The sequence below is a fragment of the Shimazuella sp. NTD247 genome, from assembly GCF_059510415.1.
The window spans coordinates 245,547-259,969 of the sequence record NZ_JCAJZU010000006.1 but is presented as its reverse complement, the minus strand read 5'-3'; the positions used below and the strand labels follow the sequence as shown (position 1 = coordinate 259,969).

Here is a 14,423-nt window from a genome sequence, read left to right as displayed (position 1 = left end):
ATAGGAAGGAGTTCTTTATTGTTTGACAACTTCGCACGGCAAGTAATCTTCTACCTTCTTTACTATGTTTTTAGCTGCATTGATGTCTTGATCATGGTGAACGCCGCATTCCGGGCATGTCCATTCTTGCAGCTGGAGTTTCTTCACTTTTTGTTTATATAGCGACAACTCGAACAAAACTGACTGGACGGGAAGGTTTTTCCTACTTTCACCAATTTTCTTCCGTATTCTTTCGCTTTGTATTATAACATCGTAACAATAAGATCACCCCACCATTATTGAAATTTTGTGAATATTATTGATCGTACGTTCGCTGTTTATCAAATGTATCTAAAAAATCAGTCAGACTTGCGAAAGAACAAAAAAGTATCTTCTTCTGATGTTCACTTTCATCCCACTACCCCTATCGTGGGTTTTCCAGCTCGCAATGTTATAATATGTATATCTTTAAAAATCGATTAAAATGGACTATGAAATATTTAAATAAAAAGTTATGAATTTTTTTTGATAAGAAAGCTTCTTGTTGATTTTTTTAATTTTTGAGTATTGAATATATGATGTTGTTATTAAAAAGAAAACCTTGGAGACAAGAAGAGGAGTTAATCACATGTATTATTTAAAAGGACATATCTTCGAGGGAAGGACATTAATAGAGAGCTTATTTCTATTGCTAATAACTTTTTTTTGTTTTTACGCGGTTTTACCAGCGATTGTTACGTTACGGTTTGGGAAGGGTGTCTATAAAAATTCCCCCTCCCAGCAAGGATTAGCATTTACCTTTGATGATGGTCCTGATCCAAATTACACTCCTTTCCTATTAGATTTGTTAAAGAAATATAACATCAAAGCTACCTTCTTTGTTCTTGGTTCCAAAGCAAAGCAATATCCTGATATCATTCGTCGTATTTATTTAGAAGGGCATTTGATCGGAGTGCACAACTATATACATCAGTCAAATTGGTTTCGTTTGCCTTGGACAACCAGGCGGGAATTGGATGAATCAGCAAGTCTTATTGAACAAATTACTGGGGAGCGTCCAATTTATTATCGACCACCTTGGGGACTGTTGAATTTATTTGATCTTGCACTGCGTAAACATTATAAAATCATACTCTGGTCTTTGATGGTGAAAGATTGGCGAAGCAAAGGAGGAAGCAAAAGAATTCGAAGAAATCTGCTTGAAAACATAAAAGATGGCGATATTATTTTATTACATGATAGCGGGGATACGTTTGGTGCCAATACTGATGCGCCATTGTGTACCATCCAAGCACTGGAAGAAGTTTTACCAGAGGTGATTTCGAGAGGATATACATGTATGAGAGTAGATGATATGCTGCGGGTAGATGTGGTTACTCATCTGTTTAATGTGGTGAAATGAGAAAACGACAATCCAATGTAAGGTGATAGACAACATTGATGTTATTTGTATAATACAATTGCGAAAAAATTTGGTAAACTATATAATTTCAATAGGAAGAACAATCTTCCTATACCGTAGATAGAAGGGTCAACCATGTCTGCTGCTCTTGAGAATGCGAAGCAGGAAGTGAAGAAACTCAATCTGATGAATGCTGGTGATCGAAAGAAGGCTGCAAAGCTTTTGAACCCTCTCCGCAGAGAGCTGGGGGAGACCGGCGGACCGATTGGTGAGATTTACATCATTTGCCTTGGAGTAGATGCTGTTAATAAAGCTGGGTTGGCTTTTGAAGTTGAAAAGGGCGTTTCCTGCTGTGAGCGGTTTGAAAATCACAGTAAAGATCCCCGCTTCCCGGTTCATAAAGGCTCGAATTTCGAAAAGGCACTTCATGAGTTTGCAGAACGTCTGCGGCAGCAGCTGTAAGTACATGGATTGAGCAAATAGGACGGCAGACAGCAGAAGTTGTCTGCCGTCTCGTGGTTTATTTATTCTTTTTCGAATAGTCTTGTTTCGTAGCTATCATTTAGATATAGTAAAATTGGGAAGAAATCCTTCCTGTATATAGAAGATGGAAAGGTTAACCATGACTACTGTTGCAGAGGTTAAGAAGGCTGTCAAGAAGCTTAACTTTAATAATAAGGGTGATCGAATCAAGGCTGTAGAGCTCATTGAACCTGTTAAGTATGACAGCAGTGCTCTGACTGAGATTTGGATCATCTGTAAAGGTGAGAAAAGTATTGAACGAGCCGGTATGGGACGTCCGGATGAGAAGAATCCGAACAAGGGTCGTGAATTCAAAGATTACAACGACGCCGTTAACTATGCGAAAGAGCTGCAGCAGAGTCTGTAGTAGTCTGGTATAACCAAACAAAGGCGGTAGACAGCAGAAGTTGTCTACCGTCTCGTGATTTTATCAACCAAACGTATTACTCTAAAAATAGATAACTCTTAACGAATTGTACTGTCAAAACGGAATTCCTCATGTATGGAATCAAATAAAAAAATAGTCATTTGTCACGGATTCTTCTCCTAGCCATATAATGCGAACAGGAATGATTTGGGCAGGAGTGGTGAAAAATGGCGAAAAATCCATGGAGAGAATATACGAGACGTGATCTGCAATTCTTTTTTGATGTCAATAAAAATCGTTTAAATACACGAAATGCGGAAAACTATATCAATCGTTTGGGGAGAGATAATTTAAATACATTAGGCAATAACTCTTTACTCGATATTTATTTGAGCAAAGGAAGGGTAGTAGAACCACACTATCACCAAAATGCGGCAGAGTTGGTTTATTGTATTTGCGGAGGTGCGTTAGTTTCGCTGATCAACCCTTTTACTAATAAACGTAGTGATATTCCTATTACCCCCGGGCAAGTAGCCAATATACCAAAAGGATGGTGGCATTGGGAGGAAGCAACTGCAGATAATACTCATTTGCTCGCTATTTTTGATGCGCCATATCCTGAATATGTATTTGGATCAGATATTTTGACGAAAACACCGATTGAAGTTCTAGCTCATACGTATTGTCTTGATCCAGAACTGTTAAAGAAAACGCTCGCCCCGTTAGATAATCAACAAATTGTCATCGGACCTACTGATGAATGTCTTGCTGGAACAAATGAGCAAAAACCGAAAAAAGTGACGAAAGTATCGACTGCCAAATCAAGACATACTTACTCTGAATCATATCGCAAAGATCCATACTGGTACTAAGGTTACCTATCAATGCATCGCTGATAAAAGCGATGATTTTTTTGTATTTTCTATAGGAAAAAAGTCATGTTTTTCAAATATAGAAATGGAAAATAGTCATCTCCTTTTTGTATCCGATGGATGATGTAGAAAATCTCTTTTTCTCGTTAAATAGAAGTAGATCATTAGAAGGGGAGAGAGCATTGTTACATTGGAAAGAAATTTATCAAAGAGAAAAGTTGCTTTTTTTGACAGGCTTAATCGGTATAGTACTAGGGTTGATCGGAATCTTTTTTATTTGCTCTATGGAAATACGATTCCTCCAGAAGGAAAATGGTCGAAGCTTATTTCATTTGATCTGGCGATTGGTATTTTTTCTATAACTCTTGCTTTGTTACTTTCATATCTCGAGTTGCAAAGTTCACAGCGGAAATGGTTTGTGAACCCGCTTGTAGTTACATTTTGGATCGCATATGCAGTGGAGACGATACAAAATATAAGAGGATTTGATCCGAGGTTCACCCAAGCGGGAACAAGAATGGATCAGCTGGTTGGTTTGGGATTAGGTATTGATTCGATTTTTATCATTATATTTCTTCTTTATTTTATGATACTAGTTTGGAAGCAGAAAAAGAGCAGTTATCCTCTCATATTGTTAGCAACTCGTTATGCCAGTTTTTCGATATTACTAGCTTTACTAGCTGGTGTGTGGATGATTGTATATGCAGTAATGATAACCAATGAACCTGCGCCAAAACCAGAAATGCCACATCAGATGCTGCTGCATTTTATTGGTTTTCATGGTCTTCAGGCCATACCAGTTATTGGGTGGATGGCGATGAATGGAAGGTACTTCCTAAAAGAGGCAAGAAAAGTTGTTCATATGGCTGGAGTTGCATGGTTAATCGTTGGCAGCAGTTTGTTCCTGCAATTTTCTACAGGAAATGATGTCTTTGATATAACGGTTTACACAGTGGCTGCATTGCTAGCTTGTATTATATGGCTGTATGCTGCGATCAGCTCATTTGTAAAACGATTCTTTATTAAAGAAGGGGAAACAAAAAATGTTTGAAACATTATACTCATTTGCAAATACTGTTATATTCTTTTGGTTGTTTCTTATTTTTTTACCAAAGTGGAAAGTCACTCAATTTATTGTGGATAAGAAAATAATTCCTATTTATCTAGCCATTTTGTATACAATTGGACTAGTCGTATATATTGGTCAAAATGGATTTGGTTTTGTGCAGGATTTTCGGTCTTCTGCAGGTGTGATTCATCTTATGTCAAACCCTGATTTGGCTTTGCTATGTTGGATTCACTTGCTTTGTTTTGATTTGTTTGTTGGTCACTATATATTTCAAGATAATCGACAAAACAAAAAAATACCACTTGTGGTGCAATCGGTTCTTTTGTTTTTCACATTAATGTTCGGTCCTTTTGGATTCCTTTGTTATATGATTGCTAGTTTCGTTTTTAAACGGAGAGAAGTTATAGAATAATTCACTTAATTAATTGCCTTTTCTATATTGAGAAGGTGATTTTATACTTTTTACAGGAGGGTAAGATGAAAAAAGTTTTAGAAAATCCTTATCCATCTCTAATGGTATTCCGCTTGATCGTAATGGTGTGTATGGCAAGCGCAAATTTTTTTATGCCAAACATGGATGTCCTATTTAACCTTTCAGCAATTTTGGTTTTTGTTATAACGACGGTACTAATTTTAAAATGGAAAAAAAGATTATGGATTATGTTTCTAGTAGAATTAGTTATTTCGCTGGTATCTGGTTTGATTTATATTTACACTGATTTTCCATATCCGCTATTAATCGGCTTAGTAGGATTAGGTTTGTTTCTCTACTATCATCAACGTTTATTTGTTAATTACATTGGAGTTTGTTTTTACGCTACATCCCATTATGCAAGTCATTATTAATTACTCTTTTATTATAGCATTGCGAGTAAGAAAACCCACGGTAGGGGTAGTGGGATGAAAGCGAGCATCAGAAGAAGATACTTTTTTGTTCTTTCGTAAGTGTGACTATTTTTCAGGTAAGCTTGACAAGAATCGAACGTACGATCTATACTATTCGCAAAATTCCAATAAGGGGGTGATTCCATGCATAAAGCTTTTTCTTACCGTCTTCGACCTACCAGAGTACAGGCGACAATGATCCATAAATCCATCGGTTGTAGCCGTTTTGTATTCAATCATTTTCTTGGTGAATGGAACAAAGTGTATCAAGCAACCGGGAAAGGACTGACCTATGGCATCTGTTCCCGTTTTCTAACGGAGAAAAAGCGAGAGTTGGTGTGGTTGAAAGAAGTTGATTCTACTTCCCTGCAAAACACCATCAAACATCTTGCGGATGCCTTTCAGCGCTTTTTTCGAAAACAAAACGATGCCCCGCGTTTCAAAAGCAGGAAAAATCGGATGCAAGCGTATACGAGTCAATGCAACTATCCCAAAAGTAGTAGACCAACTATCGAAATCGAGGGAAACAAAATTAAATTGCCAAAATTAGGCTGGGTGAAGTTTGTTCTCTCCCGAGAAATAAGTGGTCGTATTTTATCCGCAACGATCCGTCGTACAGCTACAGGTAAATATAAAATATCCATTCTTTGCGAGGGGTGCTATTTGCGATCCATACCAGCGAGAAAAGAAGCGATTGGCATTGATTTGGGTCTGAAAGATTTTGCGATTTTTGATGATGGAACGAAAAAGAATGCGAACCGATTTTTTCGCCAATATGAACAAAAACTAGCAAGAGCGCAGCAAACGATGGCAAGAAGAAAAAAAGATGGCTCCAACTGGCACAAAGCTCGTATTCAAGTTGCTCGCATCCATGAAAAAATTACCCATGCCCGCCATGATTTTTTACAGAAACTATCGACAAAACTGGTGAACGAAAACCAAGTCATCAGCATCGAAACGCTGCAAGTAAAAAACATGGTGAAGAATCAGAAGCTGGCGAAATCGATCACCGATGCTTCGTGGTCGGAGTTTGTTACGATGTTAGAATACAAAGCGAAAGAATACGGAAGGAAGTTGGTGAAAGTGGGAAAATCCTTCCCGTCGAGTCAGCTTTGTTCGAGTTGCGGCTATAAAAACAAAGAAGTGAAGCAACTCCAGTTGCGGGAATGGACATGCCCAGAATGTGGCGTTCCCCATGATCGAGACATCAATGCAGCCAAAAACATAGTGAAAGAAGGTAGAAGATTACTTGCCGTGGGGCTCACGGTCTAAGCTTGGTAAACTTCCTTGGAATACCAGGGATTACCCAAGAATCCCACGGCTTTAGCCGTGTGGAGTTGTCAAATTTGCGAGTATTACAGGAGCTTTGATTCGTTATGTATATCAGATGAAAAATGAGACAATTAGAAATTAGTTATGATTGGCATGGGGATCTTCCTGAATCTTTATCTCCACAGTATAGTTTTGGTTTGTATCGTATATTGCAAGAAACATTAACAAATGCAAAAAGACACGGGGATGCAAAAACAGTTAAAATAAAAATTATTTTTACAGAAGAATACTGCCAATTAGAGATACAAGATGATGGTATGGGGACTGACCATTTAAAGCAAGGTTTTGGATTGAAAAATTTGCAAAATCGCGTGAAAGAATTTGGCGGAACATGTTCATTTTATACGAAAAAAGGGAATGGGTTTAAGACAAGAGTTGTTATCCCTATCAACCAGCGAGAGGAGGTTGGGAAATGATCCGGATAATTATTGTAGATGATCAGCGATTGATGCGGGAAGGATTATCGATGATATTAGATTTAGAGAAGTCACTTGAAGTGATTGCAGTAGGTGCAAATGGAATAGAAGCAGTGGAGTTAGTAGATAAATATCAACCTGATGTTGTTTTGATGGATATCCGGATGCCGATTTTAGATGGTGTGAAAGGAACAACTCAAATTTTAGCAAAATACCCGAAAACGAAAATTTTAATGTTAACAACATTTCATGATAAAGAGCTGATTATTTCTGCCATGGTAAGCGGTGCAAGAGGTTATTTACTCAAAGATATGCCTTCGGAGGCGATCGTGCAAGCGATTCACAGTGTTTATCGTGGTGGGGTTGTCATGCAAGAAGAGGTAACAGGAAAATTAATCGAAGAGCTAGTAGATCAACACGAGAATAAGCAAGACAAAAGTTTATTAGAAAAAGCAGAACGCAGAAAATTAGAACAGCTTACTAATCGTGAGTTTGAGGTGCTTTGTCTGTTAGGAAAAGGTTTGAATAACAAAGAAGTATCGCAAAAATTGTTTATTAGTGAAGGAACAACAAAAAATCATATCTCTTCTATCCTAAAAAAGCTGGAAATACGAGATAGAACACAAGCTGCACTATTTGCTTTAAGAGCTGGTTTATCAGAAAATATAGAAGAGGTGAATAAATAAGAAAAGAGGGTGTTCTAATATGCAAATACTAAAGGTAGGGCTTATCGGATATGGTTTTTCAGGTCAAACATTTCATGCGCCTTTGCTAGAGGTATTGGATTACTTTGAGATCAAAACTGTTCTTTCATCCAATCCTGACAAAGTGAGAGAAGATATAGGAGATGTCGAAGTGGTATCGGACATCCAACCAATATTAGATGATCCTTCTATTGACCTCGTCATCATCACTACTCCAAACAAACTTCATTTTGAGATGGCAAAACGATCTTTGTTAGCTGGTAAACATGTTGTGTTAGAAAAGCCGATGGTAAATACCGTAGAAGAGGCAGAGGAGCTATTAGCTATTGCAAAAGAGAACAAATGTATGCTCAGTGTTTATCAAAATAGAAGATGGGACAATGATTTTCTGACGATAAAAAACTTGATACAGCAAGGAAAACTAGGTGAAATTCAGATCTATGAAGCCCATTTTGATCGTTATCGACCAGATGTAGAGAACCGCTGGAGAGAGCAAGAAGGAGAAGGATCAGGTATACTTTATGACTTAGGTTCTCATTTGATTGACCAAGCTCTGCACTTGTTCGGTACACCACAGTTTGTACAGGCAGATGTTGTGAATCAACGAGAAGGTGCTGTCACAGATGATTATTTCCATGTCGTGCTTGGGTATGATACGATGCGAGCAATTTTACATGCTGGATCAATTGCCCCTGCTCATGACTTAAAATATATTGTACATGGTGAAAAAGGAAGTTTTATAAAATGCGGTTTTGATAATCAGGAACAAGCATTAATAGAAGGAAAGAAACCAATTGGTGCAGATTGGGGACAAGATGATCCAGACAAATACGGGGAATTAACGATTGAAATCGAAGGGAAACCTGTAACGCAAAAAGTGAAAACGATTGCAGGATCATATGTGACTTATTATCAAAAGGTTTACGAGCATATTTGTGAAGGGAAATCATCTCCTGTAACAGCAGAAGAGGGATTAATGACCATAAAATTAATCGAATTAGCAAAATGGAGCAGTGAAAAGAAACAAGCAATCTATTTAACATAACTGGAAACATCCCAGATACTATCAATCTGGGGTGTTTTTGTATATTCATTTTATTTTGCTGTTAAATTGTCATTGAAACAGATAGATGTGATTTCTATTTCAGAAAATATCGCTTCCATTTACATCCATGCTTTTTTTAACAACTTAACACCAAGTTCCATTTCATCACAAGTAAGATTACTAAAACCGAGTTTGATCATTGGTGCCTCTGTATTATTTTTTATAAAGTAAATGGAGGTCGGATATACTTTCACACGATGATAATAGGCGCGCTCGATCAGCCATTTTTCTGAATGCTCCAGGTGTACTTTGATTAATACATACAGACCAGACTGCTCACCTATAATAGATATATTTTGCTCAAATTCTTTTCTTAATACAGATACTAATTGCTGTATTTTTCTTTTATAAACAAGACGCATGCGTTTAATGTGGCGATTCCATTCTCCCTCTTCCATAAATTTAGCCATTGTGAGCTGGCTTAGAAGAGAAGTGGTACTTTCGAAATGAAGGAAACGATTTTTGTAACGATTGAGAAGAGATGGTGGTAACACCATATAACTTATACGAATTCCTGGAAGAAAGGATTTAGAAAAGTTTCCTAAATAAACTACTCTTGCCCGATCGATAGATGCTAGAGCTGGGAATGGTTGTTGTGTATAACGAAATTCACTATCGTAATCGTCTTCGATAATGTATCCCAGCCGCTTATTAGCCCAACGAATAAGATCATGACGCTGCTGGATGGGCATACTTACTCCAAGTGGGCTATGGTGGGAAGGAGCTACATAAATTAATTGTGATTTCATTTGTTCTAATGGGGAAAAATCAGCACCTGTTTCATAAACAGGTAAGGCTTCCAGAGTAAAACCATTTAATTGAAAAGACTCTCTAGCTCCATCGTATCCTGGGTTTTCTACGATAACACTAGAAAAATCCTCTTTTAGAATATGCCCAAGATAGAGAAGTAACTGTTGGGTACTACTCCCGATAATAATGGAATTTGCATCTGTTTTCACTCCACGGGATTGAAGCAGATATGCAGATATTTGTTGTCGTAGATTTCCTTCACCAAAGGGTTCCCCATAAAAAAAGCTCTCTTTTAAAGTGAGTACTTGATTGGATATCTTTCTCCACGTTTTTATGGGGAAATGTGTTTGGTCTATCGCACCTGCGCGAAAATCAACGATATAAGAGTCCATTGATGATGTGTGTTTTTTGTTAGGAAGTGCGGTTGGTTCTTGGAAAATATAAGGTTCTAATTCATTTACAAAATAACCTTTTTTTCCTTCACCACGAATGTAACCTTCTGCTACAAGCTGCTCATATGCCATTAATGTTGTATTGCGACTTACTTGAAGCGAGTCTGCAAGTTGGCGAATAGATGGCAATTGTTCATCAGTCCGCAAGTCACCATGTTCAATAAAAGACTTAAATTGCTCGTATATTTGTTTATATTTAGGAGCATCACTTTTAAAAGAAAAAATAGTATTTTTCATCTGTATCCTCTTTTGACATGTATATTTGTTATTTATTGTACCTTTTTATATGTCAATTTATATCATATTATTTTTTTATCGGATATTTATTTTTAAAAGATTAAACATGAGTGGAAAGGATGATTGCCGTGTACATTCCTAAGCAGTATCGTATGGATCATGATGAGGCAGTTCAAATGATGAAATCTAACCCGTTTGCCTTATTGATTACGGTTGATGGACATCGTCCTCTGGCTACACATATTCCATTGGAAATTTGGGAAGAGGATGGAAAAATCTATGCTACAGGGCATATTGCATACGGAAATACCCAGAAAAAGACGTTAGATAAAAATAATGATGTATTACTCATCTTTCAAGGACCGCATGCTTACGTTTCATCAAGCTGGTATCAGCGAGAAGAAGTTCCAACTTGGGACTATCTAGCTGTACATGCTTATGGAACATCTCGGGTAATAACAGATGACGAACTGAAAACGTCTTTAAAAACAATGCTTAAACATTATGAGTCTCATCGAGAAAACGGTCGGACTTGGGATACATTTGATCCAAAGTTTCTTCAGAGGGAAATGAAAGGAATCGTTGGTTTTGAAATTGAAATCACATCAGTTCAAGCTGCAGCCAAAATGAGTCAAAATCGAAATGACACCGATTATAAATCGATTGTGGATGAACTTGAAAATTCAAATGAACAAGGGGAAAGTCAGGTAGCTCAGTGGATGCGTAAGCAGCGAAAAGAGTTATTTAAGTAATGAATGACTAAATTATTATAGTTCCGTGGATCTGTTTATCATGCAACCCGATTCAATCATGTATAAAAAATCATAAAGAGGAGTTGCATTTTATATGGAGTTCTCAACGATTGGGCTGTTTGTAATTGCTGCTGTTACATTGTTAATCATACCGGGGCCAGCTGTGTTCTATATTATGACAAGAAGCATACAGCAAGGGAAGAAAGCGGGTATGGTATCTGTTTTTGGAGTAGTTCTTGGAGGATCTATTCATGTTTTAGCTGGAGCAATTGGAGTTTCTGCGATCCTCATGACATCGGCAACAGCCTTTAATATAGTTAAATATTTAGGTGCTGTGTACCTTATCTATCTGGGATGCAGGACTCTGTTTACTACATCCGAAAGTACAACATTAGATATTTCAAAAGCACCTCGCAAAAAATTAGTTAAGATTTTTTATCAATCAGCGATCGTGGAAATAATGAACCCTAAGACAGCACTCTTTTTTTTAGCGTTTTTTCCGCAATTTATCTCCCCTTCATCTGGATCAGTTCCGATTCAATTTTTGTTTTTCGGAGCAGTATATATTATCCTGGCATTCATTAGTGATGGTTTGTATGCTATTCTTGCAGCAAGTATTAGGACTCGGATTACAGGTAGTAAAAGAAGTTCAAAGTTACAAAACCGGATTATTGGTTGTTTCTATATTGTTCTAGGCATATTCGCCGCTTTTGCCAGTCCTTCCAAAACATAAGAAAATTAGAGTATAAAACAGCGGAGACAAGAAGATATGAATGAATTGGAGACATTATTTTATGACTAGATTTATCATTGAGAGTGATTTTTGGTCGTTATTTCCTCATGCAAAGATAGGTACGGTTATTTGTAAGGGAATTAATAATTCGATACAGGATGTTGAGATCTATAAGAATCTGCTGCAGGAAGCAGAGCAAGAATCTCATCGATTTCTCCGTTTAGCGGAATTTAGTAGTAACCCTGTTATACAGGTTTGGAGAGAGGCTTTTCAAAAATTCAAGACAAAGAAAGGAGCAAGGAGTTCCATTGAAGGGCTATTAAAAAGAGTGAAAAATGGAAATCATATCGGAACAATAAACCCGCTTGTAGATATTTATAATGCGATTTCGTTGCGTTATGGGCTCCCATGCGGCGGAGAAGATATGGACAATTTTGCAGGTGACATTCGGCTGACAAGGGCAAATGGTAATGAACCGTTTGTCCCATTGGGAAGTGATAAAAACGCTTCCCCATACGAAGGAGAAATTGTTTACAAAGATGATGAGGGAGCAATATGCAGATGTTGGAATTGGCGGGAAGCCCAAAGGACAATGCTGACAGAAGATACGAAAAATGCATTTCTCTGTATAGAATCAATTGACGAAACAAGAAGCGATGAATTTCTTGTTTCGCTTAGAACATTGGCTGAATTAGTATCACATCATCTTGGCGGTACACTAAAGATGGAAGTGCTGGATAGTAATAATAGAGAAATTACAATTTTAAGGTGAGATCGAATTTTCGTCTGAAAATGTTTTACCATGATAGTAATAACTGCTTCTCATTTATTATTATTGTAAGGTTCGCAGTTTTCAAAAAAATAGATACCATATAAAGATAGATGGTATCTATTTTTTTGTATAACTTTTACTATACAATGTATATTCTTGTATTCGTTCTAAATTAGGTTCATACCCAATTCCCTTTTTTTCTGGAACGCGAATTACTCCGTTTTCTACGGTTACTTCTGGGTCAATAATGTCTTTTTTCCAGTACCGGGAAGATGCTGCAGTATCACCTGGTAAAATGAAATTGGATAACGTTGTTATTGCTATATTGTGTGCTCTACCAATCCCCGATTCTAACATGCCGCCACACCATACTGGAACTTGGTTTGCCTCGCAAAAATCATGAATTTTTTTTGCTTCTGTCAAACCGCCTACCCGTCCAATTTTAATATTAATAATTTTACAGCTCCCTAATTGTAAGGCTTTGCGTGCATCTTCCACAGAGTGGATGCTCTCATCTAAGCAGATGGGAGTTTGGATATGCCGCTGCAAGGCTGCATGATCGACAATATCGTCATGTGCCAGTGGTTGTTCTATCATCATAAGATTAAATAAGTCCAGTTGTTTCAAATGATCGATATCCGCTAATGTATAAGCAGTGTTCGCATCTGCCATCAGCGGGATAGTGGGATATTGTTTACGAATAGCGGCGATTGGTTCGATATCCCAGCCTGGTTGAATTTTAACTTTTATTCGTTTGTATCCTTCTTTTATATAATCGTGTACTAAATCGAGTAATTTTGGGATGGAATCTTGGATGCCGATACTAATTCCAACATCAATTTGGTTTTTGGTTCCATCTAATGCTTTGGAAAGTGATAGACCTTGTTGTTTTGCATATATATCCCAAATCGCACCCTCCAACGCTGCTTTTGCCATATAGTTTCCACGAATAGGAGCAAATCTTTGGCTAACTTCATCTGGATGTTCCATTGTTTCTTCCAATAACAAGGGAATAAGGAAGTCATTCATCATACTCCAATTGGTGTGAACAGTCTCTTCTTTGTAATAAGGATCAATGGATGCTACAGATTCCGCCCATCCAGAGATACCATTCTTGGATACAATCTGAACCAAAATAAAATCTTTGTCATATTCCGTTCCTAAGCTGGTCGTAAAGGGGGATAACAGCTGCATTTTCATATGTCGAATTACAATTTGCTTTATGTCGATCATTGATATCACCCTCCTTGTTTCAATAAAACGTATTGGTGAAAAGCATTCGAAGCATTATCGTTTTTGATAAAATCTGCTACATACCAGCCATGTTGAAAATAATGAGCGAAAATTTTTCTTGTTTTGATTCGCCAATCATAAGCAATTTCAGGGGATTGTTGTTTTAAAAACTGAAAATTTGCTGGTACGGGAACAAGGAGCGATGTCTGTGCATTTATCTTTGTTAAATCTAGGTTCATAGCCATCAAATGATTGTTCTCATTATACATGGTGTCCAAAACAGAAATCGAATTTGCCTGTATCGATGTGAGCGCTGGTTGCAGCTTTTGATCTTGCTTTATCCACCATTCCACCATAAACCGATCACTTGGTAACCCTCTATTGAGTGAATCGGTCATATCACCATAAACATTTATGAGATAGTTTTTGCAGATCGCACCGAGTTTTTTTATATTTAGATAGCCATTTGCGGTTTCCAATGGGTCATATGTCCATGTAATCAAGTCATAGCCTAAACGAATTGCTTCTTCTCGTTGATTTCGTTTTAGTTTTTCTCCAATCCCACAGCTTCGGTATTTCTGGATAATGCCAAGTGTATGAGAGCAAAGATAAGATTTTGTACCATTAAACCCAGCAAAACTATATTGAAAACCGATTAATTGATCTTGGTCAAAAGCACCGAGTACTAGCCCTCCGTGCTTCACTGCGGTTACGCTTTGATGGACTGGAATTGGGTCATCTCCAATCCAAATTTTTGTCTCCAAATCACGTACCTTTTTTAGTTCATCAGCGGAAGTTAGTATACGAATGTCAATATTGATAAGATCCATTGTCATCCCTC

At 37.4% G+C, this 14,423-nt stretch carries 19 protein-coding genes; 14 read left to right on the top strand and 5 right to left on the bottom strand.

Annotated elements, in window-relative coordinates:
- Window positions 1-15: 15 nt before the first annotated feature.
- Both AC5WOC_RS16365 and AC5WOC_RS16360 read right to left on the bottom strand, forming a co-directional pair.
- Window positions 16-168, bottom strand: coding sequence for a zinc ribbon domain-containing protein (locus tag AC5WOC_RS16365; protein WP_496056487.1), 153 nt, complete (start codon window positions 166-168; stop codon window positions 16-18).
- Window positions 144-212: a hypothetical protein gene (locus AC5WOC_RS16360; protein WP_496056512.1), complete on the bottom strand. Its 69-nt coding sequence runs from the start codon at window positions 210-212 to the stop codon at window positions 144-146. The genes AC5WOC_RS16365 and AC5WOC_RS16360 overlap by 25 nt, the downstream gene beginning before the upstream one ends.
- A 395-nt stretch (window positions 213-607) precedes the next feature.
- Between AC5WOC_RS16360 and AC5WOC_RS16355 the strand changes: the two genes are divergently transcribed.
- The 11 genes from AC5WOC_RS16355 (at window position 608) to AC5WOC_RS16305 (ending at window position 8,593) form a co-directional block, all read left to right on the top strand.
- Complete coding sequence (locus AC5WOC_RS16355) at window positions 608-1,381, top strand: polysaccharide deacetylase family protein (RefSeq protein WP_496056486.1); 774 nt, start codon at window positions 608-610, stop codon at window positions 1,379-1,381.
- 135 nt (window positions 1,382-1,516) lie between these two features.
- Entirely contained in the window at window positions 1,517-1,843 is a 327-nt protein-coding gene (locus AC5WOC_RS16350; protein ID WP_496056485.1) for a hypothetical protein, read from the top strand.
- Window positions 1,844-2,003: 160 nt separating this feature from the next.
- On the top strand, window positions 2,004-2,270 hold the full coding sequence (locus AC5WOC_RS16345) for a hypothetical protein (protein WP_496056484.1): 267 nt from the start codon (window positions 2,004-2,006) through the stop codon (window positions 2,268-2,270).
- Window positions 2,271-2,497: 227 nt separating this feature from the next.
- The gene (locus AC5WOC_RS16340; protein ID WP_496056483.1) at window positions 2,498-3,142 is read left to right on the top strand and encodes a cupin domain-containing protein; all 645 of its coding nucleotides are present in this window, start codon (window positions 2,498-2,500) and stop codon (window positions 3,140-3,142) included.
- A gap of 190 nt (window positions 3,143-3,332) precedes the next feature.
- Window positions 3,333-4,193: a hypothetical protein gene (locus AC5WOC_RS16335; protein WP_496056482.1), complete on the top strand. Its 861-nt coding sequence runs from the start codon at window positions 3,333-3,335 to the stop codon at window positions 4,191-4,193.
- Window positions 4,186-4,623, top strand: coding sequence for an ABA4-like family protein (locus AC5WOC_RS16330; protein ID WP_496056481.1), 438 nt, complete (start codon window positions 4,186-4,188; stop codon window positions 4,621-4,623). Before AC5WOC_RS16335 ends, AC5WOC_RS16330 begins: the two co-directional genes overlap by 8 nt.
- Window positions 4,624-4,688: 65 nt before the next feature.
- Window positions 4,689-5,057 (top strand): hypothetical protein, encoded by a 369-nt coding sequence (locus tag AC5WOC_RS16325; RefSeq protein WP_496056480.1) that lies wholly within the window; start codon window positions 4,689-4,691, stop codon window positions 5,055-5,057.
- 183 nt (window positions 5,058-5,240) lie between these two features.
- Window positions 5,241-6,368 (top strand): IS200/IS605 family element RNA-guided endonuclease TnpB, encoded by a 1,128-nt coding sequence (gene tnpB, locus AC5WOC_RS16320; protein WP_496056479.1) that lies wholly within the window; start codon window positions 5,241-5,243, stop codon window positions 6,366-6,368.
- Window positions 6,369-6,490: 122 nt separating this feature from the next.
- Complete coding sequence (locus AC5WOC_RS16315; protein ID WP_496056478.1) at window positions 6,491-6,844, top strand: sensor histidine kinase; 354 nt, start codon at window positions 6,491-6,493, stop codon at window positions 6,842-6,844.
- Window positions 6,841-7,530, top strand: a complete 690-nt coding sequence (locus AC5WOC_RS16310; protein WP_496056477.1) for a response regulator — start codon at window positions 6,841-6,843, stop codon at window positions 7,528-7,530. The genes AC5WOC_RS16315 and AC5WOC_RS16310 overlap by 4 nt, the downstream gene beginning before the upstream one ends.
- A 19-nt stretch (window positions 7,531-7,549) precedes the next feature.
- Complete coding sequence (locus tag AC5WOC_RS16305) at window positions 7,550-8,593, top strand: oxidoreductase (RefSeq protein ID WP_496056476.1); 1,044 nt, start codon at window positions 7,550-7,552, stop codon at window positions 8,591-8,593.
- Window positions 8,594-8,712: 119 nt separating this feature from the next.
- Here AC5WOC_RS16305 and pdxR read toward each other — a convergent pair whose 3' ends face one another.
- Window positions 8,713-10,092 carry a MocR-like pyridoxine biosynthesis transcription factor PdxR gene (gene pdxR, locus AC5WOC_RS16300; RefSeq protein ID WP_496056475.1) on the bottom strand — a complete coding sequence of 460 codons (1,380 nt, stop codon included), beginning with the start codon at window positions 10,090-10,092 and terminating at the stop codon, window positions 8,713-8,715.
- 119 nt (window positions 10,093-10,211) lie between these two features.
- On the opposite strand from pdxR, the gene AC5WOC_RS16295 reads away from it, so the two are divergent.
- From AC5WOC_RS16295 to AC5WOC_RS16285, 3 genes are all read left to right on the top strand, one after another.
- Window positions 10,212-10,844: an FMN-binding negative transcriptional regulator gene (locus tag AC5WOC_RS16295; RefSeq protein ID WP_496056474.1), complete on the top strand. Its 633-nt coding sequence runs from the start codon at window positions 10,212-10,214 to the stop codon at window positions 10,842-10,844.
- A 94-nt stretch (window positions 10,845-10,938) separates the two neighbouring features.
- Entirely contained in the window at window positions 10,939-11,577 is a 639-nt protein-coding gene (locus AC5WOC_RS16290; RefSeq protein ID WP_496056473.1) for a LysE family translocator, read from the top strand.
- Window positions 11,578-11,638: 61 nt separating this feature from the next.
- On the top strand, window positions 11,639-12,349 hold the full coding sequence (locus tag AC5WOC_RS16285; protein ID WP_496056472.1) for a B3/B4 domain-containing protein: 711 nt from the start codon (window positions 11,639-11,641) through the stop codon (window positions 12,347-12,349).
- A gap of 117 nt (window positions 12,350-12,466) precedes the next feature.
- On the opposite strand, the gene menC is transcribed toward AC5WOC_RS16285, so the two are convergent.
- The gene (gene menC, locus AC5WOC_RS16280; RefSeq protein ID WP_496056511.1) at window positions 12,467-13,579 is read right to left on the bottom strand and encodes an o-succinylbenzoate synthase; all 1,113 of its coding nucleotides are present in this window, start codon (window positions 13,577-13,579) and stop codon (window positions 12,467-12,469) included.
- An 8-nt stretch (window positions 13,580-13,587) separates the two neighbouring features.
- Window positions 13,588-14,412, bottom strand: coding sequence for a GNAT family N-acetyltransferase (locus tag AC5WOC_RS16275; RefSeq protein ID WP_496056471.1), 825 nt, complete (start codon window positions 14,410-14,412; stop codon window positions 13,588-13,590).
- Window positions 14,413-14,423 lie beyond the last annotated feature (11 nt).

Coding starts and splice junctions, on each gene's coding strand:
- AC5WOC_RS16295 (WP_496056474.1), top strand. CDS start 10,212: ATGATTGCCGTGTACATTCCTAAGCAGTATCGTATGGATCATGATGAG.
- AC5WOC_RS16285 (WP_496056472.1), top strand. CDS start 11,639: ATGACTAGATTTATCATTGAGAGTGATTTTTGGTCGTTATTTCCTCAT.
- AC5WOC_RS16340 (WP_496056483.1), top strand. CDS start 2,498: ATGGCGAAAAATCCATGGAGAGAATATACGAGACGTGATCTGCAATTC.
- AC5WOC_RS16310 (WP_496056477.1), top strand. CDS start 6,841: ATGATCCGGATAATTATTGTAGATGATCAGCGATTGATGCGGGAAGGA.
- AC5WOC_RS16330 (WP_496056481.1), top strand. CDS start 4,186: ATGTTTGAAACATTATACTCATTTGCAAATACTGTTATATTCTTTTGG.
- AC5WOC_RS16350 (WP_496056485.1), top strand. CDS start 1,517: ATGTCTGCTGCTCTTGAGAATGCGAAGCAGGAAGTGAAGAAACTCAAT.
- AC5WOC_RS16305 (WP_496056476.1), top strand. CDS start 7,550: ATGCAAATACTAAAGGTAGGGCTTATCGGATATGGTTTTTCAGGTCAA.
- AC5WOC_RS16325 (WP_496056480.1), top strand. CDS start 4,689: ATGAAAAAAGTTTTAGAAAATCCTTATCCATCTCTAATGGTATTCCGC.
- AC5WOC_RS16315 (WP_496056478.1), top strand. CDS start 6,491: ATGAGACAATTAGAAATTAGTTATGATTGGCATGGGGATCTTCCTGAA.
- pdxR (WP_496056475.1), bottom strand. CDS start 10,092: ATGAAAAATACTATTTTTTCTTTTAAAAGTGATGCTCCTAAATATAAA.
- AC5WOC_RS16290 (WP_496056473.1), top strand. CDS start 10,939: ATGGAGTTCTCAACGATTGGGCTGTTTGTAATTGCTGCTGTTACATTG.
- AC5WOC_RS16345 (WP_496056484.1), top strand. CDS start 2,004: ATGACTACTGTTGCAGAGGTTAAGAAGGCTGTCAAGAAGCTTAACTTT.
- AC5WOC_RS16275 (WP_496056471.1), bottom strand. CDS start 14,412: ATGGATCTTATCAATATTGACATTCGTATACTAACTTCCGCTGATGAA.
- tnpB (WP_496056479.1), top strand. CDS start 5,241: ATGCATAAAGCTTTTTCTTACCGTCTTCGACCTACCAGAGTACAGGCG.
- AC5WOC_RS16355 (WP_496056486.1), top strand. CDS start 608: ATGTATTATTTAAAAGGACATATCTTCGAGGGAAGGACATTAATAGAG.